This window comes from Labrys sp. WJW (assembly GCF_001676615.1).
GTDB classification, from domain to species: Bacteria; Pseudomonadota; Alphaproteobacteria; order Rhizobiales; family Labraceae; genus Labrys; species Labrys sedimenti.
Genome location: NZ_LYXZ01000082.1, coordinates 1 through 26,299 on the forward strand (window position 1 = coordinate 1; position 26,299 = coordinate 26,299).

Consider the following 26,299-nt stretch of genomic DNA (forward strand, 5'->3'; position numbering starts at 1 on the left):
ACGGCTCCCTTGCCGGACTGGCGCGACCGGATGGTCTGGGAGGCGGCTTCCAGGCTCTCGGCGGTTTCGAGCAGGCGTGCCGCCGTCTGCGCCCGGCGCTTGGCGAGCAGCAACTCGATGCCCTTGGCCAGCCAGATCGTCCAGGTCACCAGCGAGGCGAAGGCAAGGCCGATCATCACGCCCTTCACCACCACGTCGGCCTGCATGAACATGCCCCAGGGCGACAGGTCATGCGGCAGGATGCTGGCCGCTGCGGCGGCTGGATCGCCGGCCGGCGGGCTCGCCGGTGCCGGCTGTGCGTCCTGGGCAAAGGCCCGAACCGGTGCCATCGAGGCAAGCGAAACCAGGACCATCAGCGGCCCGTTGCGGCAAAAATCTACCATGTGTAGCTGGCCTTCAAAGTTGCGACGCGGCCCGCGCCGTAGTTGCAGCCATAGATGCCGGAGCAGCCCGCGACGTAACGCTTGTCGAAGACGTTGTTCACGTTCAGGGCAAAGTCCCATTCCTTGTATTTATAGTGCATACCGAGATCGACGAGGGTGACGGCCGGCACCTTGTAGATGTTCTGGTTGTCGGCATAGGACGAGCCGATATAGCGAATGCCACCCTGCAAGCCGAGATTCTGCAGCACCCCCTCCTGGAAGGTGTAGTCGGCCCACAGCGAGGCGGTGGTCTCAGGCACCACGTTCGGCCGTTTTCCGACCACGGTTGCATCCGTGTCCTTCTCGATGCGGATCTGCGAGGCGCTAAAGGCGGCCGTCATCTTGAGGGCGTCGGTGACGTTGGCCTGCACCTCGAATTCGACGCCGCGCGAGCGCACCTCGCCGAGCTGGTTACTGAAGCCGAGATGTTCGGTGTCTGGCGTCACCACATTCTGTTTGGTGAGGTCGTAATAGGCCGCCGTGATCAGGCCATCGAAGAAGGTCGGGCGATATTTCACGCCTGCCTCATACTGAACGCCGGTCTCCGACTTGAAAGGTTGGCCAGCAAAATTCGATCCGATCACCGGGTTGAAGCCGCGGGAAATCGAGACATAGGGCGTAATGCCGTTGGCAAAGGCGTAGGAGAGACCAGCGCGACCGCTGAAGGCGCCTTCGACGCCGTTGAAATTGGCCTTGCCGACCGAGGCGGTGCTATCCGTCCAAACTCGGTCATAGCGCCCGTTCAGGGTCAGCAGCCAATTGTCGGCGAAGCTGATCTGGTCCTGTAGATAGGCGCCGAGTTGGTGCATGGTATATTTCTGGCGCAGATAGGGCGTCACCACCCCGCCCTGCGGTGTGCCATAGACCGGATCGGTAGCGCTCAGGGGCGTGGTCGTAAACGTCCCCTGCATCTGGTTGATGGCATAATATTTGTAGTCGAGCCCAAACAGCAGATCATGCGCCAGCGGCCCTGTGTCGAACCGTCCTTCGAGCCGGTTGTCGGCCGAGAAGGTGTTGACCGTGGTGTGGTGCGCAAAACCTAGGCGATGAAGCTGGTTGTCGTCGGATACCGGCACGGGGGAGGGTATCCACGGCGTCGGAGAGCCGGGGACCTCATAGCCATAGGGGTAGGCGTAGCGCTCGCGCGTATCGAGATAGGCGTAGCGCACGTTCTGGCTGAAGGTCCAGGCATCGTTGAAGTCGTGCTTGAACTCGTAGCCGATCATCGCTTGAGAGCGGCGATACATGTCGTCCGACGGCTCGGCGGAATAGAAATCGCGAGGGATGCGGCCGAAGCGCGTCGGCTTCACCGTGCCGTAATAGGGCAGGAACCCGCCAGTATGGTCGAGATCCATATTGGTGTAGTTGGCCAGCAACGTCAGGCTGGTCGCATCATTGGGCTTGTAGGTCAAAGCGGGGGCGATGAAACCCTGGAAGCCCTTGGCCTTGTCGGTTTCGTAGCGCCCGCCCGCGATCCGGCCGGTCAGGCGATAGCTCCATACGCCGGCATCGTCGATCTTGCCGCCGAGGTCGAAACCCGTGGTCGCCTGGCCCCAGCTATTGATGCCAGCCTCGATCTGATGCAGCGGCTCGTCGGTCGGCCGCTTCGAGACGAGATTGAGAATGCCGCCAAGATTGCCACCGCCATAGAGCGTCGAGGAAGGGCCGCGCAGGACTTCCACCCGTTCGAGGGCATAGGGATCGATGTAGAAGCTGCCGAAGGCATATTGGTAGAGCGGCAGGCCATCGAGGAAGATGCCGGTCTGGCTGGCATCGAAGCCGCGGATGAACACCCAGTTGGTGCGCGGGTCGTAACCATAGGGCGCACCGGTCACGCCGGGCGTGTAGTAGAAGACCTCGTCGAGCTTCTGGGGCTGGCGCGCTTCCAGCTGGTCACGACCGATCACGGTCACCGATTGCGGAACCTTCTCGATCGGCGTGTCGGTCTTGGAGCCCGCCGTGGTCTTCTTGGCGACATAGCCCGTCACCGGGCTCGTGCCGGTCCCGCCGCTGACGACAACCGGGTCAAGCGCAATCGTTCCACCATTGCCTCCCTCCTGTGCCCGCGCGGCCGTCGCCGCAGCCAGCATCAACAGGCCCGATGCCGTCCCTATGGACAGCTTGACGCAAACTCCAACCCGCCGGTCCATCACCTCTGCCATCCCAGTGAGAGAAACAATATCGCGCAGCGTCAGCAGCCCGCATCGACATTTGGCAGACGTTTAGACCAACAAGCTTTACCATGTAAACAAACTTATAATAGAATTACTCACACACAAACATCATTATACTTATTTTGGTTTGCACAATTTATAGGAATTCAAAACTGCACAGGAGCAAGAATATTCTCTGTTGCATAACGTATATTTCGGGTGCCATAAGCCGCCCCTGTCAGAAACTGAGAGCCTTTCGGTGAAGTGGACGCCCTCGGCCGGTCACGGCCGGCGGATGCTCCACTTCCTCAAGCCGAGTTTGAAATCCAGCACGTTCTCCTGGGTCGAGCCCTGGGCTCGCCCCAGGAGAACTTGCCTGGTGTGCGGAGACGCCGTGAAGCAGCCTACCGCCATCCTTGCGACAGCCCTGCGCCACGGCGCCATTGCCCTGGCCTGCCTGGTACTCGTTCCGGGCATCGCGCATGCGCAAGCCTCCAGCGTGCCGGAGCGCATCGTCGTGCTCGACTGGACGGCGACGGCCATGGTGCGGTCGCTGGGTATCGATCCCATCGGTGTGGGCGATGCCGATCTCTATCGCATCTGGGTGGGCGAGCCGGCGCTTTCGAAGGGCACACCGGATGTCGGCCTTCGCGATACCCCCAGCCTGGAGGCCATAGCGTCCCTCAAGCCGGACCTCATCATCGTCAGCCCGCTCGGCGCCGCCGCGCGGCCGGCGCTGCAGCGCATCGCGCCCACGCGGGAGGTAGCGGTCTATTCCGGAACGGGCGATCCCCTTCGCCACGCCGAAACCGAGCTCCACGCGCTGGCCACGGTCGTCGGGCGCGAGGCCCAGGCGCAGGCCGTCGTGGCGCAGGCCGATGCCGAGTTTGCGGGCTTGCGCCAGCGCCTCTCAGGCACGGCCATGCCCCGCCTGCTCGTCATCCAGTTTCTCGACAAACGTTTCGTGCGCATCTACGGCCCCTCCAGCCTGTTCGGCGGGGCCCTGCAACGGCTCGGCCTCACCAATGCCTGGAACGCGCCGACCAATGGCTGGGGTTTTGCCCTGGCGGGCGTGGAGAAGCTCGCCGCCTTCGCCGATGCCGAGATCGTAGTGGTCGATCCGTTGCCCACCGAGGTGACGCTTGCACCCGACACGGACAGCCTGTGGGGCAATCTGCCTGCGGTGAGGCAAGGCCGCGTCAAGCGGCTTGCCGCAACCTGGCCCTTCGGCGATCTCACGGCCGCGCAGCGCTTCGCTCATCTCCTGGTCGATGCCTTCAGCGCGAACCGCGCGGCGGAGGGCGGCAATGCCCGGTTCTGACGCGCACCGCCCCCTGCTTGCCTATGCGGTCCTTGGCCTGCTGGCCTTCGTGCTGACCGCCTGGTGCTGGACGACGCAATTGCCCGCCCCGCAATGGTGGGGCGCCCTGCTCCATCCCCGGCTCGACGACCCGCAGCAACTCGTCTTTCATTTCTCGGCCCTGCCTCGCGCGCTCACCGCGCTTCTGGCCGGCGCAGGGCTCGGCCTGGCCGGCCTCCTGCTGCAGCAGACCCTGCGCAATCCGCTGGCCTCCCCCACCACGCTCGGCCTGGAAGCGGGCTCCCAGCTCGCCTTGACCGTCGTGCTCGTCGCGGCTCCCGGGCTGCTCATGCTCGGGCGACCCGTGATCGCATTGGCCGGCACGCTGCTGGCCCTGGGTTTCGTGATGGCCTGCGCGGCGCGCAATCGCTTCTCATCCGTCGCCCTGGTACTGGCCGGCCTCGTGGCGGGGCTGTTCTGCGGCGCCCTCACCATTGCGCTACGCCTTCTCAACCAGGAATATGTCGCCACCCTCTTCCTGTGGGGTGGCGGTTCGCTGGCGCAGCAGGACTGGTCGGCGCCGGCGGCGCTGGCGCCGTCCATCGGCGCGCTCTACCTCCTTGCCGCCCTGCTGGCGCGCCCCTTCGAACTGCTCGCCCTGGATGAGGAAAACGCCCGCGCTCTGGGCGTGCCGCTCGGCCTGGTGCGCAGCGCCGGCCTCCTTCTCGCGGCCCTGCTCACGGCGGTGATCACGGCCCATGTCGGGGTGATCGGCTTCGTCGGCCTGGCGGCGCCGCAGATCTCGCGCCTGGCGGGAGCCCGCCGTTTTGCTGCCCGGCTGGTGCTAGCGCCCTTGACCGGCGCCCTGCTGGTGCTGGCGGTCGACGCCATCGTCGGACTGCTGGAGGCCGCCGGCATCATCGACCTGCCCACGGGCGCGGCCACGGCCCTGCTGGGCGCCCCGCTCCTGCTCTGGCTTCTGCCGCGCTTGCGCCGCAGCGAGCCCCCCTCCACGCAGCGCTCCCTGGCCACCGGTGCTCGTGACCGGACCCGGCTCCTGCCTGTACTCGCGGCGTTACTCGTCCTGGCTGTGGCCGGCGCCCTGCTGATCGGCCATGGCAGTTTGGGCTGGCGGCTGATCCCGCCGGCAGACTTCGCCCTGGTCGAGCCCTGGCGAGCCCCACGCGCCTCGATCGCCGCCCTCGCCGGCGCCATGCTCGCCACTGCGGGCCTGCTGCTGCAGCGGATATCCGGCAATCCGCTGGCCGCACCCGAGGTTCTCGGCATCGGCACCGGCGTTGCCTTCGGCATGGCCCTGGCGATGATCCTGGGCCAGACGACCGGCCTGGCTGCCCATACCGCCGCCGGTGCGGCCGGGGGGTTTCTTGCGCTCTTCCTGGTGCTGATGGTCGGCCGGCGTAGCGGCTTTGCCCCAGACCAGGTCCTCCTCACCGGCCTTGCCCTCTCGGCGCTGCTCGACGTCGTCATCGTCGCCTTCCTCGCGCTGGGCGATCCGCGCGCGCCACAGGTGCTCGCCTGGATGGCCGGATCGACCTATTACGCCGACTGGTCGAAAGTCCTGACGACGGCGGTCTTTGCAGGCTTGCTGCTGCCTTCCGCCCTCGCGCTGAGGCGATGGCTCGACATCGTGCCGATGGGCCCTGTCACAGCCAGGGCCCTCGGATTGCCGGTCCAGGCCAGCCGGCTGGCGATCCTGGCCATGGCTTCGCTGCTGACGTCCGTCGCGGTCATGGCCACAGGTCCGCTCACCTTCGTCGGCCTTGCCGGCCCCCATATGGCGCGCCTCATCGGCTTGCGCCGGGCCTGGTCGCAGATCCTCGGCTCGGTCCTGATCGGCGCGCTGGTCATGGTCGTCGCCGATGTCCTGGCGCGGACGCTGATCGCCCCCCGCGAACTGCCGACCGGTGTCGTGGCCGCCCTGATCGGATTGCCCTACCTGATCTGGCAGCTCGGGCGCAGGCCGCATTGAGAAGGCAAAGTGCAATGAATGTTGCCATCCAAACGATGGCCCTGCCGCCGGCCGGCGTGTATAAGCACGCCACGCTTGGCTCGGCCCGCTCTTCCGGGGATTTCCCGCCTGGCCTCCCCAACGCCCAATCAATCGAAATTGCTGGCTGACGATGGAATTACTCAAACGCTTTGCCGCCTATTATCGTCCCCATCGCGGCCTGTTCCTGCTGGACTTCTCCTGCGCCATTGCAGCGGGGTTGCTCGAGCTCGGCTTTCCGGTCGCGATCAAGGTCTTCATCGACACATTGCTGCCGACGGGACAATGGCACTTGATCGCCCTGGCCTGTATCGGCCTGTTAGCCGTCTACGTCGTCAATACCGGCCTGATGGCGATCGTGACCTATTGGGGCCACATGCTCGGCATCAACATCGAGACCGAGCTGCGGCGCAAGGCGTTCGACCATCTGCAGAAGCTGTCCTTCGGCTTCTTCGACAACAACAAGACCGGGCATCTCGTCGCCCGGCTCACCAAGGACCTGGAGGAGATCGGCGAGATCGCCCATCACGGGCCCGAGGACCTGTTCATCGCGGTGATGACGCTGGCCGGCGCCTTCCTCCTGATGTTCTCCCTGCATGTCGAACTCACCCTGATCACGGCCGTCGTCGTGCCCGTGACGGCCTGGGTGACACTGCGCTATGGCAGCCGCATGACCAAGAACTGGGGTGCTCTTTACGACAGCGTGGGCAGCTTCAACACCCGCATCGAGGAAAATGTCGGCGGTATCCGCGTGGTGCAGGCTTTCGCCAACGAGGACCACGAGCGGGCCCTGTTCTCGCGCGACAATTCCAATTATCGCCGCACCAAGCTGCAGGCCTATTGGCTGATGGCCGCCTCCAACTCGCTGAGCTATCTGAGCATGCGGCTGACCCAGCTTGCCGTGATGATCGCCGGCAGCTATTTCGTCCTCACGGGCCAGCTCAGCCATGGCGGCTTCGTCGGCTTCCTGCTGATGATCGGCGTGTTCTTCCGTCCCATCGAGAAGATCAACGCCGTGATCGAGACCTATCCCAAGGGCATTGCCGGCTTCCGCCGCTATCTCGACTTCCTCGACACCCGCCCCGACATCACCGACCGCCCCGCTGCCCGGCCCGCCCCGCCTCTCACCGGTGCCATCCGTTACGAGAAGGTCGGCTTCGGCTATACGCCCGGCCGGCAGATCCTGACCCAGCTCGATCTGTCGATCGCAGCCGGCGAGACGGTGGCCTTCGTCGGCCCGTCGGGCGCCGGCAAGACCACGATCTGCTCGCTCCTGCCCCGCTTCTATGACGTCACGCAGGGCGCCATCACCATCGACGGCATCGACATCCGCGACCTCAGCCTGCGCTCGCTGCGCAGCCAGATCGGCATCGTGCAGCAGGACGTCTTCCTGTTCGGCGGCACCATCCGCGAGAACATTGCCTATGGCCGCCTCGAAGCAAGCGAGGACGAGATCCTCGAGGCGGCCCGCCGCGCCCGGCTCGACGGGGTGATCGCCTCACTGCCGAACGGGCTCGACACCCTTATCGGTGAACGCGGCGTCAAACTGTCGGGCGGCCAGAAACAGCGCCTGGCCATTGCCCGCATGTTCCTGAAGAACCCGCCGATCCTGATCCTCGACGAGGCAACTTCGGCGCTCGACACCGAAACGGAACTCGCGATCCAGCAGGCCCTTGCTGAACTCTCCAGGGGGCGCACCACGCTGGTGATCGCCCATCGCCTGGCAACGATCAAGACTGCCGACCGCATTCTCGTCGTCGACGGCGGCGGCATCGTCGAACAGGGTCGCCATAGCGACCTCCTCGACAAATCCGGTATCTATGGACGGCTGCACCGGGCGCAATTTGCCTGACGCCTTGGGAAGACAGGCCCCGCAACAGGCTGGGCCTGCCTTCCCAACGAATTGGACTAAGAATTATCTCATGATACTTACGAAATCACTACACTATATTACAATGTATACTCCAGATCGATATCATTAATCTGTACAATTTAGAATTCATATAAATCATTTCGATTGAGCGATGCCGCTTTTCTGGATAATGCTTGGTCACTCGCCCAGCATCGCCGCCCGCTCACAGATTTCGCTCCATGAACAGCCGCAGCCACGACATCGAAGCTCTCTATGCCGCGGAGCGGCCTCGCCTGGAGCGGACGCTGCGGCGCAGAGTCAGGAGCCGGGATGCGGCGCTCGATCTCATCCAGGACATGTTCCTGCGGATCTGGGAGCGTACCAGCGACACCACCGGCAATGCGTCGGCGTTCCTGACCCGTTGCGCCCGCAATGCGGCGATCGATCATCTGAGGTCGGAGTCGAGGCATGAGCGCCTGCAGGAAGGCACGCTGCCGAGCCAATATGCGGCCTCTCCCGCGACGCCGTTCGAAATCCTCTCAGCCCGCCAGAACCTGCAATCCCTTCAGGACACGATCGCAGCGCTCCCCCGGCAGACGCGCCACATCTTCCTGCTCAACCGCATTCACGGGCATAGTTTCGTCGAGATCGCGGCAACCCTGGGCATATCGGAGCGCGCGGTGGCAAAGCACATGGCGCGGGCGCTCGCCGCCTGCACGGCAAGCGATGACGCATACCCGGACAGGGCCTGAGGCCACCGGCTCTCGCTCTTTGGTTCGACGCGTCTTTGCGATTCGAGATGATTCCGTCTAATCGCAAAACGCTCTATCGCACGGTGCCATAGACGAAAAAGCGGTTTTCGAGGCCACAGATCATGGCGCCCCCCCAATCCTCACCAGCGGATGTCGAACAGCAGGCCAGGGATTGGTTCGTTCGCCGCCTCGGCGGATTGTCGCGGGCCGAGCAGGCGGCGTTCGAGCATTGGCTCCATTCGGACCCGGCTCATGCCGATGCCCTTCGCAAGACGGAGCAGGCCTGGGCGGCAGCCGAGCAACCCGCCCGCCAGCTCGCCTCCCGGGAAAATGAAGCGCTCGCGCCCTATCTGCACGCCGTCGACAAGAGCCGGCGCCAGCATCGCAGCTTCCGCCGGCTGTCGGCCGCCACTTTGGTGCTGGCCATGGGCCTGGGCGGTGTGCTCTGGCTGCAGAACCCTCATTTGCTGCAGAAGCTGATGGCCGATCACAGCAGCGGCCGCGGCGAACGGCGTGCCATCACGCTGTCCGATGGTTCGAAAGTGCTTCTCGACGCCGACAGCGCGCTCGACGAGGCCTTCGACCAGAAGGAAAGGCAGGTGAGGCTGCTGCGCGGCACAGCCTCTTTCGACGTCGCCCCCGGCAAGGCTCCTTTCGTCGTGCGCGTGCCGGATGGCGATATCAGGGATATCGGCACCCAGTTCGACGTCAGCCTCGGCGAGAACGGCACCATCGTCACGCTCGAGAGCGGCAAGGTCGCCATCAAGGCCGAGCATATCGGCGAAGCCCTGCTGGACGAACCGGGCCAGCGCCTTCGTTTCGACAGGCAAGGCCTGGGAGAGATCGAGCAGGTCGACCTCAAGGATGCCCTGGCCTGGCGCAAGGGGCGCTATGTCTTCTACCGGGCCAGGCTCTCCGACGTCATCGAGGAGATCGCGCGCTATCGCCAGGGCAGGATCGTCCTCACCGACGCGGGTCTGGGCGACCAGCTCGTCACCGGCAGCTTCGGCCTAGCCGATACGGATGCGGCATTGCAGTCCCTGCAGGCCAGCGTCGGCTTCCGCATGACTGCCCTACCCGGTGGACTCGTCGTGTTCATCCGGCCGTAGGACTATGGCCCGCCATCAAGATGATCCTCAAGCCGGGACATCATTTGCGTCCATCGCGTCTTTGGCATATACATGGCATATGCATGAGGATACTGCCATGGCACATCCCCTCCCCTCGCCTCCATCGAAACAGGTCAAGCTCTTTCGGAACAATCGCAGCCAGGCCGTACGGATCCCGGCCGAGTTCGCTCTGCCCGGTGATCGTGTACGCATCACGCGCGATGGCGACAGGCTGATCCTCGAGCCGGTCCCAACGGATGGCAACGACCTGCTGACATTGCTCTCCGGCTGGGCAAGCGAACCGCCTTTATGCGAGGAGGACGACTTTCCCGATGTGGACAAGGGCATGTTGCCCCTCAAGGACATCGAACTTTGAGCAATGCCCGCTACATGCTCGATACCAATATCGTGTCCGATCTCATTCGCCATCCCGATGGGAAAGCCGCCGAGCATATCTCCGGGATCGGCGACCATGGCCTTGCCGTCAGCATCATAACCGCATGCGAGTTGCGGTTTGGGGCCGTCAAGCGCGGCTCGACAAGGCTGCAGGAGCGTGTCGAAGCCATTCTGCAACGATTGACGATTTTGGCCTTCGACGTACCGGCCGACTGCAACTATGCCGACATCCGGGCCGCCCTCGAACGTGCAGGCACCCCGATCGGCCCCAATGATTTGCTGATCGCCGCCCATGCCGCCGCGGCGGGGATACCTCTCGTTACGGCCAATATCGACGAGTTCGCACGCATTCCCAATCTCGTCCTCGAGAATTGGCTGGCATAACCCGTCTTCATAAAGATGACACCTGTCCCAATGCGGGTCACTTGGGCTTCCTTGAGTTGGCACAACCTTCGTCATTGCCGGGCTTGACCCGGCAATCCAGCCCACCTGCCAGTTACGCACGCGGCTTCTGGATAGCCGGGTCAAGCCCGGCTGTGACAAATCGGAGCGTTACCTCCCCACATGACCTGCATTGGGCTTTGCCCCGATCGGCTTTGGTTCCAAATCTCCTGCGGCAACAAAAATCTTCGCCAAGGGGTTCAGTGAAACGCCCCCTCGAACGTGAAGATCATGGAGGCCGGTAACCGCGGGTACCAAGACCGCGGTTTTGCCGGCGATCGATGATCGAGGGGATGGGTTGCGATGAGTAGGCATGGCGTGAGGCGTGTGGCCGGCAGGATGGCGGCCGCCATGCTGATGGCTGCGACGGCGGCAGGCGCAGGTGTATCGGTGGCGCGGGCCGAGCAGCCCGCGCAACAGCGTTTCGCCTTCAACATTCCGGCAAGGCCGATCCCCCAGGCGCTGAACGAGATCGGACGCGTTGCCGGTCTTTCCGTGGTGTTCCGCGAGAACAGTCCCATCAAGACGCTCGGCCGCCCGGTTCGTGGTTCCCTGACGGTGCAGCAAGCGCTCGCCAGGCTGCTGACGGGCTCCGGCCTGAACTATCGCTTCAGCAATGCTTCCACCGTCACCGTCCTTTCCGCCGACATCACCGCAAGCATCGGCGGAGCCGGCAATTCGGACGCGATCGAACTCGATCCGGTGATCGTCCAGGCGCAATCGGCCTGGGGGCCGGTGCAGGGCTATGTCGCCCGCCAGAGTGCGTCGGGCACCAAGACCGACACGCCGATCATCGAGACGCCCCAATCCGTCACCGTGGTGACCAAGGACCAGATGGTGGACCAGAAGGTCGCCTCCCTTGCCGACGTCCTGACCTATACGCCGGGAGTCGGCATGCAGTCGCAGGGCTTCAGCCGCATGACGGATGACGTCATGCTGCGCGGCTTCGATGTCGCCACCGGCAATGGCGGCATGCTGCGCGACGGCATGAAGCTGCAATCCAATGTCTATGACAGCTCCCAGGAGCCCTATGGGCTGGAGCGCGTCGAGGTGCTGCGCGGGGCCTCCTCTGTGCTCTACGGCCAGCTGGCGCCGGGTGGCGTGATCAACGCCATCTCCAAACGCCCGACACCGACGCCCCTGCACGAGATCAATCTCGAATATGGCAGCTATGACCGCAAGCAGGCCTCCTTCGACCTCTCCGATGCGCTGACGGCCGATGGTACGCTGCGCTATCGCCTGACCGGCCTGGTCCGGGACGCGGACAGCTGGGTCAGGCATGTGCCGGACGACAAGGTCTATATCGCGCCCGCCATCACCTGGCAGCCGAACGAGGCGACGTCGCTGACGCTCCTGGCGAGCTACCAGCATGTGAATACGCGCTTCATCACACCGCTCTACTGGAGCGATGTCGCCACCGGGCGCATCCCGCGCAAGCTGTTCCTGGGCGAGGAATCCTTCGATCGCTTCGTGGGCGACGCCTATACGATCGGCTATGCCTTCGAGCATCGTTTCGACGAGACGCTGAAGCTGCGCCAGAACGCCCGCTACTATTATTCGGACGTGCGCTGGGACTACATGCAGGCGGGCCTCCTGCCCGTCACCAACGGCCAGCTCGCGCGGCGGGCCAGCGCCCGCACCGAGCGCTCCTACGGCATCACCGCCGACACCTCGATCGAAAAGACCTTCGAGACCGGGCCGCTCAGCCACACGCTCCTGGCCGGCTTCGACTATTACCGCCGCAGCTACGACTCGCATCGCTATCGCGGCAGCATCGTCCCGCTCAACGTCGACAACCCGGTCTACTCAGGCTACCCCGTCATCAACTATGCCGTCGATCGCGGCAGCGATAATCTCAGCGACCAGTTCGGCATCTATCTCCAGGACCAGATTCGCCTGGGCAACCTGACCGTGCTGCTCGGAGGGCGCCATGACTGGAGCCGCGCCACGACCGTGAACTACCTGAACGGCACCAAGACGCATCAGGACGACAGCGCCTTCACCGGCCGCGCCGGTCTCGTCTACCGCTTCGAAAACGGCATCGCCCCCTATGTCAGCGTCAGCCAGTCCTTCGCGCCGCAGCTCGGCCTCGACTCGGTCTCCGGCACGGCGCTCAAGCCCAACAAGGGCCTGCAATACGAAGCGGGCCTGCGCTACCAGCCTGAGGACAGCAATCTGCTGCTCAGTGCTGCCGTCTATGAGCTCACCCAGCAGAATGTCAGCAGCTTCGACGCTCTCGGCGACGTCTATCAGATCGGCAAGGTCCGCTCGCGCGGCATCGAGCTGGAGGCTCATTCCTCCTTCGGCAATCTCGACCTCGTCGCCAGCTACGCCTTCACCGACAGCAAGACGCTCCAGAGCGCGGTGGCTTCCACGATCGGCCGGCCGGTCGATCTGGTGCCCCGGCATTCCGCTGCACTGTGGGCAAGCTACAGGCTCGACGATCTCGGCGTGCGGGGGCTGAAGATCGGCGGCGGGCTGCGCTATGTCGGGGAAACCTACATCGCCGACAGCATCGAAATATTGGGCAAGCCGACCCATGTGCCGGATTATCTGCTGGTCGATGCCATGGCGAGCTACGACCTCGGCGTGATCGACAAGAGGCTGGACGGCGCCAGCCTGACGGTGAATGCACGCAATCTGTTCAACAAGAAGTTCTACACCTGCGCCGGCTCGACGGGGTGCCGCTATGGCGAGCCGCTCACGGCGACCGCGACGCTGTCCTATAAATGGTAGGGCGCTCCATCCGCCGAGGAGCAACGCGGCGGGATCTGCTGGGTCTCGCCTTGATTGCTCCGCTGCTGGCCCTCACGGAAGCCCCGGCCCGCGCTGCGGGGCCATCGCGGCTCGTCGCGCTGGACCTGCTGGCGACCGAGCTTCTCGTCTCGCTCGGCGTCAGCCCCGTGGCCGTCGCCAATGTCGCGCTCTATCGCAGGCTCGTTGCCCAGCCGATGCTTGCCGATGGCGTCATGGACCTCGGGCCCCTGCTGGAGCCCAATGCCGAGCTGCTGCAGGCAATCAGGCCGGACGCCATCGTCATGGCCGCCTGGCAGGCCGGGCCTTTGCGCCGCCTGGGGGAAATCGCGCCGCTGGTTCCCCTCGATGCGGCCTCGGCCGGCAAATCCGGCGTCGCCCAGGCGATCGGGCTGCTCGTCCAGCTCGCGGAACTGACCGGCCGGAAGGAGGCAGCGCAGGCCCTCGCTTCGCAGCTGGAGGCGACCTTCGCCGAGGCACGCGCCGCTCTCGCCGGGCGAACCCGCCGATCCCTTTATGTCGGCCGCTTTGCCCAGGACGGCCGCACGGTCGCCCTGTTCGGCGGCACGGGATTGATCGGCGACAGCCTGTCGCGGCTCGGCCTCGTCAATGCCTGGCGCGGGCGCGTGAACGGGTCGGGCGTGATCTCGGTCGGCATCGACCAGCTTGCCGGCGATCCCGAAGCCAGGATCGTGCATTTCGACAGGGGCGCGGAGACCCGCAATGCCCTTGCCCGGCTTGCCGACAATCCGCTCTGGCGGGCCCTCCCCGCCGTCAAGGCCGACAGGCTGACGATGATGCCGGTGATCTATCCCAATGGCGGCGTCGCCTCGGCGATGCGCTTTGCCCGCCAGCTCGCCGAAAGCCTGCCGCACGATGGCTGAAGCCCGACATGCCACCGGCAGCCAAGGCAGGACCTTCGGCTGGATCATCGTCAGTGCCATCCTCCTCGGCGTGGCCACGGCCTTGTTCCTGTTCAACCTTTCCCGACAGGTTCCACCTGCCGGCTGGCCGGCCCTGCTGAACGGTGCCGACGACCTGCGCGCGATCATGGCCCGGGACGGGCTGATGCCTCGCTTTTGCGCCGGCCTCCTCAGCGGTGGTGCGCTCGGGCTGGCCAGCGTGGTCTTGCAGCAGGTGCTGCGCAATCCGCTCGCCGAACCGGGAACGCTGGGCATCTTCGCCGGCGCGAAATGCGCCATCGCCGCCTCGATCATCTGGGCTCCCGGCCTGCTGTCGCTGAGCTGGGATCTGCCGGCGCTGGTCGGCGGCATCGGCGTGGCCGCCATCGTCCTCCTGCTTTCGGCCCGGTCCCATTTCGCGCCGACCAGAGTCACTCTCATAGGGCTGATCGCTTCGCTCGCCTTCGGTGCTGCCGGCACCATGCTGGTGCTCACCCATTTCGATGCCCTGAGCGATCTCTATATCTGGGAAGCCGGTTCCCTCATCCAGAACGGATGGAGCACCGTGCTGGCCCTGGCGCCGAAGCTCGGTCTGGTGTCGCTGGCGATCATCCTGCTCATGCGCCCGCTCTCGGCCATGCAGATCGAGGGTGCCGAGCGCCTCGGCGTGCGGACCTCTCTGGTCAGGGGCACGACCATCCTGGCCGCCGTCGGGCTGAGCGCCCTGGTCGCGAGCACGGTCGGCCTGATCGGCTTCCTCGGCCTTGCCGGTGCGGCTATCGCCCGTGGCGCCGGCGCGAGGCAACTGCAGACCCGCTTGATCGCAGCCCCCCTGATTGCCGCCGGCCTGCTGGCGCTGACCGACCAGGCCCTGCTGGCATTGGCCGGCGGCATCGAAATTCCGGCCGGCATCACCGTGATGCTCCTCAGCGTCCCCTTGCTGTTCTGGATGCTGCAACGTGCGCCGGCCGGCACGAGTGCTCTCGCCGCGGCGGGCGAGCCGTTGCGATTGCAGCTCGGCACCGCTCCGGTCTTCTGGGGCCTTGGTGCCGCCCTCGTCATGAGTTTCGCCCTCGCCGCCCTGCTCGGCCCCGGGCCCGACGGCTGGCAGTTCGCCCAAGGCAAGCTGCTCGCCGATCTGTCGATCTGGCGTCTGCCGCGCATCACGGCCGCCTGCTGTGCCGGCGCCATGCTCGCCATGGCGGGGTCGCTGCTGCAGCGCCTCACCCGCAACGAGATGGCCAGCCCCGAGCTCCTCGGCATCTCCTCGGGTACCGCCCTGACGCTGCTGGTGGCGACCCTGTTCCTGCCGGGCCTCGACCGTTACGGCACGGCGGCGATTTCCTGCCTGGCCTGCCTTGCCATCCTGGCCTGCGTGCTCTGGCTCGGCCGGCGCTCGGCCTTTGCCCCCGACCATCTCCTGCTGATCGGGGCGGGCCTCGGTGCGCTGCTGGCATCTCTCTTATCGATCCTGCTCGTCATCGGGGACCCCAGGATCCTGCGGGTGATCGGCTGGCTGTCGGGTTCGACCTATTCGGTCGATGCCGCCGAGGCACGCGCCATTGCCCTGGCAACGGCCCTTGCCTTGCTGCTGCCCTTGCCCTTGGTGCGCTGGATCGGCCTCATACAGCTCGGCGATCCGGTCGGCCGTTCGCTCGGCGTGCCGATCGCCGGCGCGCGCCTTGCCGTTGTGCTGGTGGTATCCGTGCTGACCGGCATCGCCACCCTTTTCGTGGGGCCGTTGAGCTTTGTCGGCCTGATGGCGCCCCATCTGGCGCGGCTCCTCGGCGTCAGGACGGCGCTGGCCGAGATCTACGGCTCGGCCCTCGTCGGCGCCGTGCTGATGGTCCTGGCCGACTGGGTGGGCCGGACCATCGCCTTCCCCTGGCAGATCCCGGCCGGGCTGATCGCCACGGGCCTGGGCGGCGCCTATTTCATCGTGGCATCCTGGAAGCGATGACGGCCGTGCTCGCCAGCCTCTTCCAAGGCCCGCTCGCCTTCCTCGCCGACAATCTGGTGCTCGGAGACGACGCCCGCCCCTTCATTCCCGCGACCGCCCTGGTCGAGGGGGCGGATCTCACACCTCTCCTGGTCCGCTTCGCCGGAAACTACCAGAAGCCGGAACCGATCGCCGTGGCGACGCTCTGGTCGAAATGGCACTTTTCGATCCTGATCCCGCCCGTGCTGGCCGCGAACATCATCGCCGATTGGGGCCTGCCGATTGGAATCGGCGAGATCGGAGTGATCCCGTCCGAAGACGGCCGCACCGCCGCCCTGCGCCTGCCGCATGCGGGAAGCCGTCTCACCCCAAGCAGCGTCCGCGAGCGCTTTGCAGCCCTGGTCGACGGCCATCTCGTCCCGATGGTCGCAGCGATCTCGCGGGCCAGCGCCCTGCCCCAGAAAGTACTGTGGAGCAACGCGGGAACCATTGTCGAGCATAGCCTGGGCGAGTTGGAGGCGTTCCTGGACACCGGCCATGCCGGGATCGTCCAGGCCCGGACGTTGCTGGCGACCCGGCGCTGGGACGACGGCACGAGCAATCCGCTGTTCGAGCCCGTCCGCTACAGCGCCGAAAGAGGGCGCAGGCGCCGGATCTGCTGCCTGCGCTATCGCATGGACGACCTCAAGCTCTGCAAGACCTGCCCGCTCGATTGAGGGCTGCCTCAGGCAGCCGCCCGCGCGGCGGCAACGAAGGCCGCGACCTTGGCCGGATCCTTGCGAAAGCCGCCCGAGGCCAGCGGGCTGTTGGTATGGGTGAGCGAATCCACCGCCCAGGGACGCACGGCGCGAATGGCCTCGCCGACATTGTCCGGGCCGAGGCCGCCGGCCAGGATGACGGGCAGCTTGCTGCGCGCGACGATCTCGCGGCTCAGCGACCAGTCATGCGTCACGCCGGCCGCGCCGATACCGCCGATATGGGCCGCGACCGAATCGAGGATGAAGAGATCAGACACCGGCTCGAACGCCGCGGCATGGTCGAGCGCCTCCGGCCCGGTCATCGGAATCGCCTGCAGGACCTTCAGCTCCGGATGGCGGGCGAGCAGCGCACCCCGCAACGCCTTCACCACCTCCGGCGTGACCTTGGCGATATCGCCGCACAGATGCAGCACGTCGGGCCTGACGGCATCGACCATGGCGGCGATCGCCGCAGGATCGGCCTCCACCGACAGGGCGACACGCGTGGCCTTGCCCGCCAGGGCGTCGACGATCTCGCGCGCCGCCTCGTTGCTGATCTCGCCGGGAAGGCCGCGATCGGAAGGCGTCACGCCCAGGCAATCGACGCCGAGCGCAGCAAGTTCGAGCGCCTCGGCGGCGGTCTGCATCGTATAGATCTGTACTTTCATGATGGCCTTGTTCAGATGGATTTGGGGAGGATGGCGTTGACCATGCGCTCCTCGTTGAGCTGGGCCGTGTCGGGCGCACGCGCGACCAGGGCGGCATAGAGGGCATCGACCAGCGTCAGCTGCGCGATCTGGGCGGCCATCGGCTCGCTGCGCAGTTCATGGGAGACGCTGACCAGGACGACGTCGGCAAGGCGCGCCAAAGGCGAGCGCCGGTTGCCGGTGATGCACAGGGTCGAAGCGCCCTGCGTCCTGGCTTCCTGCAGGAGGAGCACGGGATCGTTGGTGATGCCGGAATAGGAAATGGCCACGGCGAGGTCGCCTGGCCCGAGCAGCGAGGCATGCATGAGCTGGAGCTGCGAATCGACCGGCGCATCGCAACGCAGGCCCAGGCGAAAGCAGCGCTGATAAAGGGCCTGGGCCACGATACCCGACCCACCGATACCACCGATCAGGATGTGGCTGGCGCCGGCGACGAGGTCGAGGGCACGGGCGAAGTCGCCCTGGTCGAGCATCGACAAGGTGTCGCTCACAGCCTGGATGTTGGCGTTGAATACCCGTTTGGCCCAGCCGAGATCGCCGTCGGCGCCGGCCATGCCGTCGTCGGGCCTGGCAGCCGAGCGTTCGCCGGTATCGCGGACCAGAGCGAGCTTGAGATCGGTGAAGCCGGCAAAGCCCGCGGTACGGCACATGCGCAGGACCGTGGTATCGCTGACCTCGACCGTCTGGGCGATGGCCGACATGGATTGGCGGATCGCCAGATCGACATGGTCGAGGACCCACAGCGCCACGCGCCGCTCCGAGTCGGAAAGCGCCGGCAATGCGCTGCGCAGTCGGCTCGCCGCCTGCCCCCCCGCCGCATTCTTGGCCTGATCGATCATGCCCGCCTCGAATCTTGCACTCGCCGTCCAGCTTCTAGCACGACCTTGTTTGTGGTGCCACTGTAGACATTATAACTTCAATGTGGCACCACTGCATCAATCAAGCCGAGCATTCGAAACCGGTGGGGAAGGATTGAAGACATGCGTTTGCGCGCATTCGCACTCGGGGTTGCCGCGTCCCTGGCCGCGTCCTTGGCGATGAACCTGTCGGCACTCGCCGGTGAGCTGACCTTCTGGCACGCCTATTCGGGGCAGAAGGACAAGGTCGATTTCATCACCTATGCCCTGGACGAATTCGCCAAGGCCCACCCCGACATCAAGCTCAACGTGGTGGCGGCCGAACAGTCGGCCTACAAGACCAAGCTCAACACCGCCATGGCCTCGGGCAACCCGCCCGACGTGTTCTACACCCTGCCCGGCGGCTTCCTCGGCGCCTTCGTGGCCGGCCACCAGATGTACGCCCTCGACGCGGATCTCGCTAGGGATGGCTGGGGCGAGAGCTTCCTGCCGACGGCCCTGGCCCAGACCAGCATCGGCGGGCACAGCTATGCCGTGCCGATCGACATCGATGCCGCCGTGTTCTGGTACAACAAGGCCCTGTTCGCCGAGAAGGGCTGGACGGTTCCCGCCAGCTACGACGAATTCCTGGCCCTGTGCGAGAAGATCAAGGCTGACGGCCTGGTGCCGATGGCACTGGGCAACAAGGACTCCTGGCCGGCCACCTTCTGGTTCCAATATCTCGAAATGCGCCTGAAGGGCTCGGGCCTGGTGTCCGACATCGTGGCCGGCAAGGCCGACATCGCCCTCGGCCCGGAGGCCACCGAGGCCTTCACCCGCATCGCCAGCCTGTCCTCCAAGGGCTATTTCCCGGTCGGCTTCAACGGCATGAGCGACCAGGAAGCCAATATGCTCTTCCTCAACGGCCAGGCCGCGATGATGCTCAACGGCACCTGGCAGATCGGCGCCTCCGCCGACGCGCCTGAGGGCTTCGAGCTCGGCTTCTTCCCTTTCCCGAGCGTGGCCGGCGGCAAGGGCAATCCCGGCGACGTGCTGGGCGGCGTCGCGGCCGCCTTCGGCATCGCCGAAAAGACCGCCAACAAGAAGGACGCGGTGACGCTGCTGCGCTTCCTCACCTCTCCGGCGGTGATGACCAAATATGTCGAGCTGCGCAAGACCATGGTCACCGTCAAGGGCGCCACCACTGAGGTGGCCGCGGGACCGGTGCTCTATGCCATCAGCAACGACCTGATGAGCAAGGCCGGCAAGCTCGATCCCTTCTACGACACCGCCATGCCGCCCAAGGGAACCGACGCCTATTACACCTCGCTCCAGGGCGTGCTCGACGGCTCTGTCGCGCCGGCCGATGCCGCCAAGCGCGTGGAAGAGGCCCTGAAGGCGAAATAGGCCCCGCCCCGAGGCGCAGTCCATAGCAGCGCCTTCCGGCAAGGAAAGAAGTGTTCCATGGCATCTCGGCAAGCAGGAAAGGACCCGTCGGCAAGTCGCGATGCACGCTACGCATTCGCCTTCCTGCTGCCGACGCTGATCCTGGTCGGGCTCTTCGTCGCCTATCCCGTGCTGCATTCGGGCGTGCTGTCCTTCTACCAGTGGAACGGCTCGGCCGCCCCGGTCTTCGTCGGCCTCGACAATTTCGTTCGCTTGGCCGGTGACGGCTTCTTTTGGGCGGCGCTGGCCCGCAACCTCGCCGTGGCTGTCTCGGCCATCGTCCTGCAGGTGCTGCTCGCCCTTCTCGTCGCCTATTGCCTGGTGCGCATCGTCGGCGAAGTCGGGCGCTTCTTCCTGTTTCTCTATCTCGTCCCGGTGATCGTCAGCGAAGTGTGCATCGGCCTGCTCTGGCGCTTCATCTACAATCCCTATTTCGGCCTGCTCAATGCCGGGCTGAAGGCGCTCGGCCTCGGCAGCCTGGCCTCGGGCTGGCTCGGCCAGTCCTCCACCGCCTTCGCGGCGGTGGTGGCGGTGATGAGCTTCACCTATCTCGGCCTCTATGTGCTGCTGTTCGTCGCGGCCATCCGCAACGTGCCCGAAAGCGTGTTCGAGGCGGCGGAGCTCGACGGGGCCGGCCACTGGCGCTGCTTCGTCTCGGTCACCCTGCCCATGGTGTGGGATACGCTGCGCGCCAATGTCCTGCTCTGCGTCATCGGCTCGCTGAAGACCTTCTCCCTGGTCTTCGTGCTCACCAATGGCGGCCCCAACCACGCCAGCGAGGTCGTCTCCACCTATCTCTACAAGGTCGGCTTCAACGCCTTCGAGATGGGCTATGCCGCCACCATCGGCTTTGCCCAGATGCTGCTCACCGCGATCGGCGCCTTCATCGTCTTCCGCTCCCTGCGCAGCAGCGCCGCCGGCAGGGAGGCGTGAGCATGCCGGCCCTGTCCCGCTGGAGCCCGGCGCGCCTCGGCGTCCTCGCCTTCCTGTCGCTCCATGTGGCGATCGTGGTGTCGCCCTTCGCCTGGATGGCCTACAGCACGCTCAAGACCAACAAGGAGTTCATGCGCTCGGTATGGTCGCTGCCGTCGGCCCCGAGCCTGGACGCCTTCGCGCAGGCCTGGAGCAACGGCGCGCTCGGCACCTATTCCCTGAACTCGCTCATCGTGATGGCCGGCTCGACCCTCCTGGCCGTCGCCGCCGCCACGGCCGGCGGCTATGGGCTCGCCATCTACCGCCCACGCTGGCTGGCCGGCGTCGAGGCCGGGCTGATGGTCGCCATGGCGATCCCTGCCTATGTCGCACTCGTGCCGCTGGTGGTGGTGCTGCGCACGATGGGCCTGCTCGACACCCATCTCGGCGTGATCCTGCCGACGGCGGCCTTCAACGTGCCGGTGACGCTGTTCATCATGCGCGCCTTCTTCGTCACGCTGCCGCGTGAACTGATGGATGCGGCACGCATCGACGGCTGCAGTGAATTCGGCATCTTCTGGCGCATCGCGGTGCCGCTCGCCCGGCCGGCCATGTTCACAGCCGCGATCGTCAACATGATCTGGGTGTGGAACGACTTCCTCTTCCCGCTCGTCTTCATCAACACGCCGGCCAAGAAGACGCTGCCGGTCGGCCTTGCCGATTTCGTCGGCGAGCACATCACCAACTATCCGGTGATGCTGGCCGCCATCTTCATCGCCGCCCTCGCCCCGCTCGTCCTTTTCGTCCTGTTCGAACGCCAGATCACCGCCGCCCTGACCGGCGGCGCCGTCAAGGAATGACACCTCAAGGAGTGCCCGCATGTCGTCCAAAGAGCTCGATTTCGCCAGCCGCGCCGTGTTCTACGCGCCCGAGCCGGAATCGCAATCGATCAGCTATCCCATCTACATGTCGGCCAACTTCCAATATGCCGGCGACATCTACGACCAGATCGTGGCCGGCGCGCGCAAGGAAGTGAACATCTACAGCCGCTGCGGCAATCCCACCGAGTACAAGCTCGAGGAACATCTGGCGCAGTTGACCGGCGCGGATGCCTGCCTCGCCACCGCCTCGGGCATGGCCGCGATCTCCCACGCTCTGTTCGGTATCCTCAAGGCCGGCGACCACATCGTCACCGACCTCACCACCTATTCCAGCACCCACGAATTCTTCGACCATCGCATCGGCGATTTCGGCATCACCGTCAGCTTCGTGGACACCACCGACCCCGTCCAGGTCGAGCGTGCCTTCACCGACAAGACCAAGGTGCTCTATTTCGAGGCGCTCGCGAACCCGACCATGAAGGTGCCGCCGATGCGCAAGCTGGTGGAGCTCGCCCACAGCCGCGGCATCGCAGTGATCTGCGACAACACCTTCGCCAGCCCCGCCGTGTGCCAGCCGCACGCCTTCGGCGTCGACGTGGTGGTGGAGAGCGCCACCAAGTTCATCGGCGGCCACAACGATGCCGTCGGCGGCATCATCACGCTCAAATCCGAGATCCTGCCCAAGGACTGGCTGGAGGACGTGCGCTGGAATACGCTCAACAAGCTCGGCGCGCCGCTCTCCCCCTTCAATGCGTGGCTATTGCTGCGCGGGGCGCAGACCCTGGCGCTCCGGCTCGAAAAGCAGTGCGCCAATGCGGCCGCCCTCGCCCGCTATCTGGAGGGACACGACAAGGTCAAGCGCGTGTTCTATCCGGGCCTGCCCTCGCATCCCAACCATGCCTCGGCCCAGGAACAGCTCCGCAATTTCGGGGCGATGTTGTCCTTCCAGGTGGAGAGCGAGGAGCATGGCGTGCGCCTGCTCAAGCGGCTGAAGCTGTGCTCCTTCGCCGCCAGCCTCGGGGGCCTGCGCACCACCACGCAGATGCCGGGCACCATGGCCTTCCTCGACATCCCCTCCCAGGAGCGCCAGGCCATGGGCATCGTCGATGGCCTGGTGCGCTTCTCGGTCGGCATCGAGCATGCCGACGACATCATCGCCGACGTCGCTCAGGCGATCGACCAGATGCATGTCGGGGTCTAAGCCGATACCATCGCCCGATGACGGAAGCAGAGGAGGCACCGTGCCGGCAGTCGCAGTCCTCGGCGATATCAATGTCGACCTGACGCTCCAGGTTCCGGCCTATCCGCCGGAAGGCGGGGAAGGCATCGCCGAACGCCAGAATCATGGCCTCGGCGGTTCCGGCGCCAATACCGCCAGGATCCTGGCAGGTCTCGGCCTGCCGGTGCATTTCATCGGCAAGACAGGCAAGGACAATTGGGGAGACTGGTGCCTGGCCGCGATGCAACGCGAAGGCGTCGAAACGCGCTGGGTTCGGCGCGACGAGGCCGAACCGACCCAGCTCAATATCGTGATCGTCAGCGCCGGGGGAGAGCGCACCATGTTCGCCTATCGCGGCGCCAATGCCCGCCTCGCCGCGGAGGAGGTCGATCCGGCCGCCCTGGCCGGCACGGCTCTTCTGCACCTGTCGGGCTATGCCCTGCTGCAGGCGCCGCAGCGCGAGGCCGCGCTCCGCGCGCTCGAACTCGCCGGGGCAGCAGGAATTGCCGTCAGCCTGGACATCCCGGCCGGCATCACCGGCACGATCAAGGAGACGGTCCTCCCTCTTTTGCCGGCAATCGACACCCTGTTCCTGGGCGAGGCCGATGCGTGTCTCCTCGCCCAGGCCGGCAACGGCGCGGCTCTCGACAAGGCGGCGGGGTGCCTGCTCGAGGCCGGCGCCAGGCAGATCGTTGTCAAGCGCGGCGCTCTGGGATCTCTCGTCCATAGCCGGCAGCACACGCACGTTTCGCCTGCCGCCGAGGTCAACGCCATCGATACGACCGGCGCGGGCGATGCTTTTGCCGCGGGCTATATTTTCGGCATCGTCAACGGCCTGTCGCCGGCCAGCGCCAGCACCCTTGCCAATGCCGCCGGCGCCCTGGCGACCACGGCCGTCGGCTCGGGAGCCGGCGCTGTCGGACGCCAGAACCTGGCGGCGCTGATCGGAAACATGGATGTCGAGCCGTCGCCGGCCGGCAGGATCACAACCCTCCTCACGACAGCCACCGACCGGGGCTGAACACCCCTACTCCCCATCATCCGGGATGTTCAGGACATGGCCGCAAGCCTTGCAGTGAACGGCATCCGCCTCGTGCCGCGAGAGCCCGCATTGGGGGCAGCTGAAATTCACCTTGTGCGGCCGCACGATCGCCTGTGCCAGGCGCACGAACAGCGACACGCCGATGATCATGGCGACGATGGAGGTCAGTTTGCCGAGATTGCCGGGCAAGGTGACGTCGCCGAAGCCGGTCGTCGTCACCGTGGCGACGGTGAAATAGAGGGCCTGGACATATTCGTCGGCACCATGCCCGTAGAACACCGTGTAGACGAAGCTGGAAAGCAGGAAGAGGAACACCACTAGGTCGATTCCGGCGCGCAGCGTGTCTTCCATGTGCCGATAGCCCGTCTTGCGCAGCGCCAGCTTGAACAGATTGCTCTTGCTGAGCGACCAGATGCGCAGCGCCCGCAGGAACAGGTTGGAGAAGGCCGGCACCAGGAAAGTGGCGAGAATGATCAGATCGATCCAGGTCATCGGCCGCACAATCCAGTTCCTGAGGCTGGATGCGACGATGGCGCTGGCCACGAGTTCGACCGCGATGATCGCCACCACGGCGGCATTGATGATCGCATAGAGGGCTTCGTTCTTCAGACCCGGGCCGGCGATGAAGAAGACGAGGATGGCGACATCGACGATGAAGCGGATGATCTGAAAACCGATCGCCCTCCTGCTTGAGCCGAAATACAGCCCCCTGAGTGTTCGGCGGATCTCTCCCAGCGCGATCATGCCGCTATTCCCCTCAGCCATGTGCCTCCCGCCTGCTCCTGGCGCCTGCTTTTCGGGCGCGACGCAACCCCTGCATCTTGACGTGCTCCGGAGAGGATGCAACCATAGTCCCTAAATAAGATATATATTACATAATTATGTATCATTGGGAGGATCCATGAAGCGCGCCCTCAGTCTGGCCGCAGTCCTTGCTGTGCTCCTGTTGCCAGTATCCAGACCGGCAGCGGCCGAGCCGGCCAGGGGCGGCGTCATCGACGTCGCCACCATCGGCGAACCGCCGACGCTCGACCCGATGGCAAGCGCCACCGACATCGTCGGCATGGTCGGCCAGCACATTTTCGAGACCCTGTTCACCTTCGACCGCAACTGGAACGTCGCACCGCTGCTGGCCGAGGCGCTGCCCACGGTAAGCCCGGACGGCAAGATCTATGACATCAAGCTGCGCCAGGGCATCACCTTTCATGACGGCAGCGCGATGGATTCGGCCGATGTCGTCGCCTCGCTCAAGCGCTGGCTGACCGTAGCCTCCCGCGGCCAGCAGGTCGCCCCCAATGTCGCCGAGATCGCGGCTGTCAACCCGTTGACGGTGCGCATCACACTCAAGCAGCCCTATTCGCCACTTCCCGCTTTGCTCGCCTTCAACAATTCGGCGGCGGTGATCCTGCCGTCCGAGGACCAGGACGTACCGCTAAAGCAGGTCATCGGCACCGGCCCCTACAAGCTCAAGGAGCGCAAGCCCGACCAATATATCCAACTCGTCAGGTTCGAGGGCTACCGCTCGCGCGACGGCGAGCCGGATGGTTATGGCGGCGCACGCAAGCAATATCTCGACGAGATCCGTTTCGTGCCCGTGCCTGATCCCAACACCCGCGTCGAGGGTGCTGTCTCGGGTCAGTTCGGCTATGCGGATTCGCTGCCCGTCGAGCAATTCGACAAGATCAAGGCCGGCAAGTCGGAGCCGGTGCTTCTGGAGCATTTCGGCTGGCCGATGATCCGCATGAACGCCAAGCAGGGCGTCCTTGCCGACATGCGCGTGCGCAAGGCGGTGCAGCTCGCGCTCAGCGAGAGCGACATGCTGGCGGCTGCCTTCGGCGACACCAAATTCTACGCCGTCGACGGCGCCATGTATCCCGAGGGCTATCCCTGGCGCACCAATGCCGGCGTCGAAGGCAATTACGATGTCGCCGATGCCGAAAAGGCCAAGGCAGAGCTCAAGAAGGCGGGCCTCGGCGAGGAGGTGCCGCTGCGCATCCTCACCAGCCGCCAATATGAGTTCCACTACAAGATGGCGCAGGTCGCCGCCGAATATCTCAAGCTCGCCGGCTTCAAGGTGAAGATGGACGTGGTCGACTGGGCGACATTGGTGCAGCAGATCCAGAACCCCGCCTCCTGGGACATCTTCATCACCCACAGCCCCTTCCTGCCCGAACCCGCCTTGATCAATATCCTGGCGCCAGCCTCGGTCGGCTGGTGGGATACGCCCGACAGCCGGGCAGCGGTCGAGGCCCTCAACGCCACGTCCGACCCCACCGAGAGGGTCAAGCGCTGGCAGCGCGTGCAGGAGCTGATCATTACCGAGGCCCCGATCGTCAAGATCGGCGACTTCAGCGCCCTCTCGGCCAAGTCGTCCAAGCTCAAGGGCTTCGAGCCTTCGCCTTGGCCGGCCTTCTGGAATGTCTATCTGGAGAAATGAGTCGCCTCTCGTCGTCGAATCGCGCCGCCCCTCACCCCTACCCCAGTCCACTCC

Annotated in this window: 21 protein-coding genes and 1 pseudogene; 17 read left to right on the forward strand and 5 right to left on the reverse strand. The window is 65.3% G+C overall.

The genetic code is table 11. The features are described 5' to 3' along the window. Positions 1-383 (reverse strand): annotated as a pseudogene (locus BA190_RS37010) (tonB-system energizer ExbB); the annotation flags it as partial. Then, complete coding sequence (locus BA190_RS33325; RefSeq protein ID WP_082980227.1) at positions 377-2,584, reverse strand: TonB-dependent siderophore receptor; 2,208 nt, start codon at positions 2,582-2,584, stop codon at positions 377-379. The pseudogene BA190_RS37010 and the gene BA190_RS33325, both read right to left, overlap by 7 nt. A 385-nt stretch (positions 2,585-2,969) precedes the next feature. On the opposite strand from BA190_RS33325, the gene BA190_RS33330 reads away from it, so the two are divergent. From BA190_RS33330 to fhuF, 11 genes are all read left to right on the forward strand, one after another. Continuing rightward, entirely contained in the window at positions 2,970-3,896 is a 927-nt protein-coding gene (locus BA190_RS33330) for an ABC transporter substrate-binding protein (protein WP_162275284.1), read from the forward strand. After that, a complete protein-coding gene (gene fhuB, locus BA190_RS33335; protein ID WP_068298931.1) occupies positions 3,883-5,865 on the forward strand; it encodes a Fe(3+)-hydroxamate ABC transporter permease FhuB in 1,983 nt (660 codons plus the stop codon). The genes BA190_RS33330 and fhuB (BA190_RS33335) overlap by 14 nt, the downstream gene beginning before the upstream one ends. Before the next feature lie 151 nt (positions 5,866-6,016). After that, the gene (locus BA190_RS33340) at positions 6,017-7,735 is read left to right on the forward strand and encodes an ABC transporter ATP-binding protein (RefSeq protein ID WP_068298938.1); all 1,719 of its coding nucleotides are present in this window, start codon (positions 6,017-6,019) and stop codon (positions 7,733-7,735) included. 239 nt (positions 7,736-7,974) lie between these two features. Next, the gene (locus BA190_RS33345) at positions 7,975-8,487 is read left to right on the forward strand and encodes an RNA polymerase sigma factor (protein WP_068298941.1); all 513 of its coding nucleotides are present in this window, start codon (positions 7,975-7,977) and stop codon (positions 8,485-8,487) included. A 122-nt stretch (positions 8,488-8,609) separates the two neighbouring features. Beyond that, positions 8,610-9,596, forward strand: a complete 987-nt coding sequence (locus BA190_RS33350) for a FecR family protein (RefSeq protein ID WP_082980230.1) — start codon at positions 8,610-8,612, stop codon at positions 9,594-9,596. 97 nt (positions 9,597-9,693) lie between these two features. Next, positions 9,694-9,972 (forward strand): AbrB/MazE/SpoVT family DNA-binding domain-containing protein, encoded by a 279-nt coding sequence (locus BA190_RS33355; RefSeq protein WP_068298944.1) that lies wholly within the window; start codon positions 9,694-9,696, stop codon positions 9,970-9,972. A 14-nt stretch (positions 9,973-9,986) separates the two neighbouring features. After that, entirely contained in the window at positions 9,987-10,376 is a 390-nt protein-coding gene (locus tag BA190_RS33360; RefSeq protein ID WP_245315035.1) for a type II toxin-antitoxin system VapC family toxin, read from the forward strand. 360 nt (positions 10,377-10,736) lie between these two features. Beyond that, entirely contained in the window at positions 10,737-13,169 is a 2,433-nt protein-coding gene (locus BA190_RS33365; protein WP_156771820.1) for a TonB-dependent siderophore receptor, read from the forward strand. A 50-nt stretch (positions 13,170-13,219) separates the two neighbouring features. Next, on the forward strand, positions 13,220-14,071 hold the full coding sequence (locus BA190_RS33370) for an ABC transporter substrate-binding protein (RefSeq protein WP_068298949.1): 852 nt from the start codon (positions 13,220-13,222) through the stop codon (positions 14,069-14,071). Next, entirely contained in the window at positions 14,064-16,049 is a 1,986-nt protein-coding gene (gene fhuB, locus BA190_RS33375; protein ID WP_068298952.1) for a Fe(3+)-hydroxamate ABC transporter permease FhuB, read from the forward strand. The genes BA190_RS33370 and fhuB (BA190_RS33375) overlap by 8 nt, the downstream gene beginning before the upstream one ends. Beyond that, the gene (gene fhuF / locus BA190_RS33380; protein WP_068298954.1) at positions 16,046-16,744 is read left to right on the forward strand and encodes a siderophore-iron reductase FhuF; all 699 of its coding nucleotides are present in this window, start codon (positions 16,046-16,048) and stop codon (positions 16,742-16,744) included. Before fhuB (BA190_RS33375) ends, fhuF begins: the two co-directional genes overlap by 4 nt. Positions 16,745-16,752: 8 nt before the next feature. On the opposite strand, the gene BA190_RS33385 is transcribed toward fhuF, so the two are convergent. Beyond that, positions 16,753-17,433: a phosphoribosylanthranilate isomerase gene (locus tag BA190_RS33385; RefSeq protein ID WP_068298957.1), complete on the reverse strand. Its 681-nt coding sequence runs from the start codon at positions 17,431-17,433 to the stop codon at positions 16,753-16,755. Positions 17,434-17,444: 11 nt separating this feature from the next. Beyond that, positions 17,445-18,311 carry a MurR/RpiR family transcriptional regulator gene (locus BA190_RS33390; protein ID WP_082980234.1) on the reverse strand — a complete coding sequence of 289 codons (867 nt, stop codon included), beginning with the start codon at positions 18,309-18,311 and terminating at the stop codon, positions 17,445-17,447. Between the two features lie 141 nt (positions 18,312-18,452). On the opposite strand from BA190_RS33390, the gene BA190_RS33395 reads away from it, so the two are divergent. Genes BA190_RS33395 through BA190_RS33415 form a run of 5 tightly spaced genes read left to right on the forward strand, consistent with a single transcriptional unit; the run spans position 18,453 to position 23,787 of the window. After that, positions 18,453-19,715, forward strand: a complete 1,263-nt coding sequence (locus BA190_RS33395; RefSeq protein ID WP_245315034.1) for an ABC transporter substrate-binding protein — start codon at positions 18,453-18,455, stop codon at positions 19,713-19,715. Positions 19,716-19,772: 57 nt separating this feature from the next. Continuing rightward, entirely contained in the window at positions 19,773-20,687 is a 915-nt protein-coding gene (locus BA190_RS33400) for a carbohydrate ABC transporter permease (protein WP_068298960.1), read from the forward strand. Positions 20,688-20,689: 2 nt separating this feature from the next. Next, positions 20,690-21,526: a carbohydrate ABC transporter permease gene (locus BA190_RS33405; protein WP_068298963.1), complete on the forward strand. Its 837-nt coding sequence runs from the start codon at positions 20,690-20,692 to the stop codon at positions 21,524-21,526. Between the two features lie 19 nt (positions 21,527-21,545). Next, positions 21,546-22,748 carry a PLP-dependent aspartate aminotransferase family protein gene (locus BA190_RS33410; RefSeq protein WP_068298967.1) on the forward strand — a complete coding sequence of 401 codons (1,203 nt, stop codon included), beginning with the start codon at positions 21,546-21,548 and terminating at the stop codon, positions 22,746-22,748. Between the two features lie 40 nt (positions 22,749-22,788). After that, positions 22,789-23,787, forward strand: coding sequence for a carbohydrate kinase family protein (locus tag BA190_RS33415; RefSeq protein ID WP_068298971.1), 999 nt, complete (start codon positions 22,789-22,791; stop codon positions 23,785-23,787). Between the two features lie 6 nt (positions 23,788-23,793). On the opposite strand, the gene BA190_RS33420 is transcribed toward BA190_RS33415, so the two are convergent. Next, complete coding sequence (locus BA190_RS33420) at positions 23,794-24,573, reverse strand: potassium channel family protein (protein ID WP_068298972.1); 780 nt, start codon at positions 24,571-24,573, stop codon at positions 23,794-23,796. Positions 24,574-24,709: 136 nt separating this feature from the next. Here BA190_RS33420 and BA190_RS33425 point away from each other — a divergent pair, with 136 nt between their 5' ends. Beyond that, on the forward strand, positions 24,710-26,245 hold the full coding sequence (locus tag BA190_RS33425) for an ABC transporter substrate-binding protein (RefSeq protein ID WP_068298975.1): 1,536 nt from the start codon (positions 24,710-24,712) through the stop codon (positions 26,243-26,245). Positions 26,246-26,299: the final 54 nt, after the last annotated feature.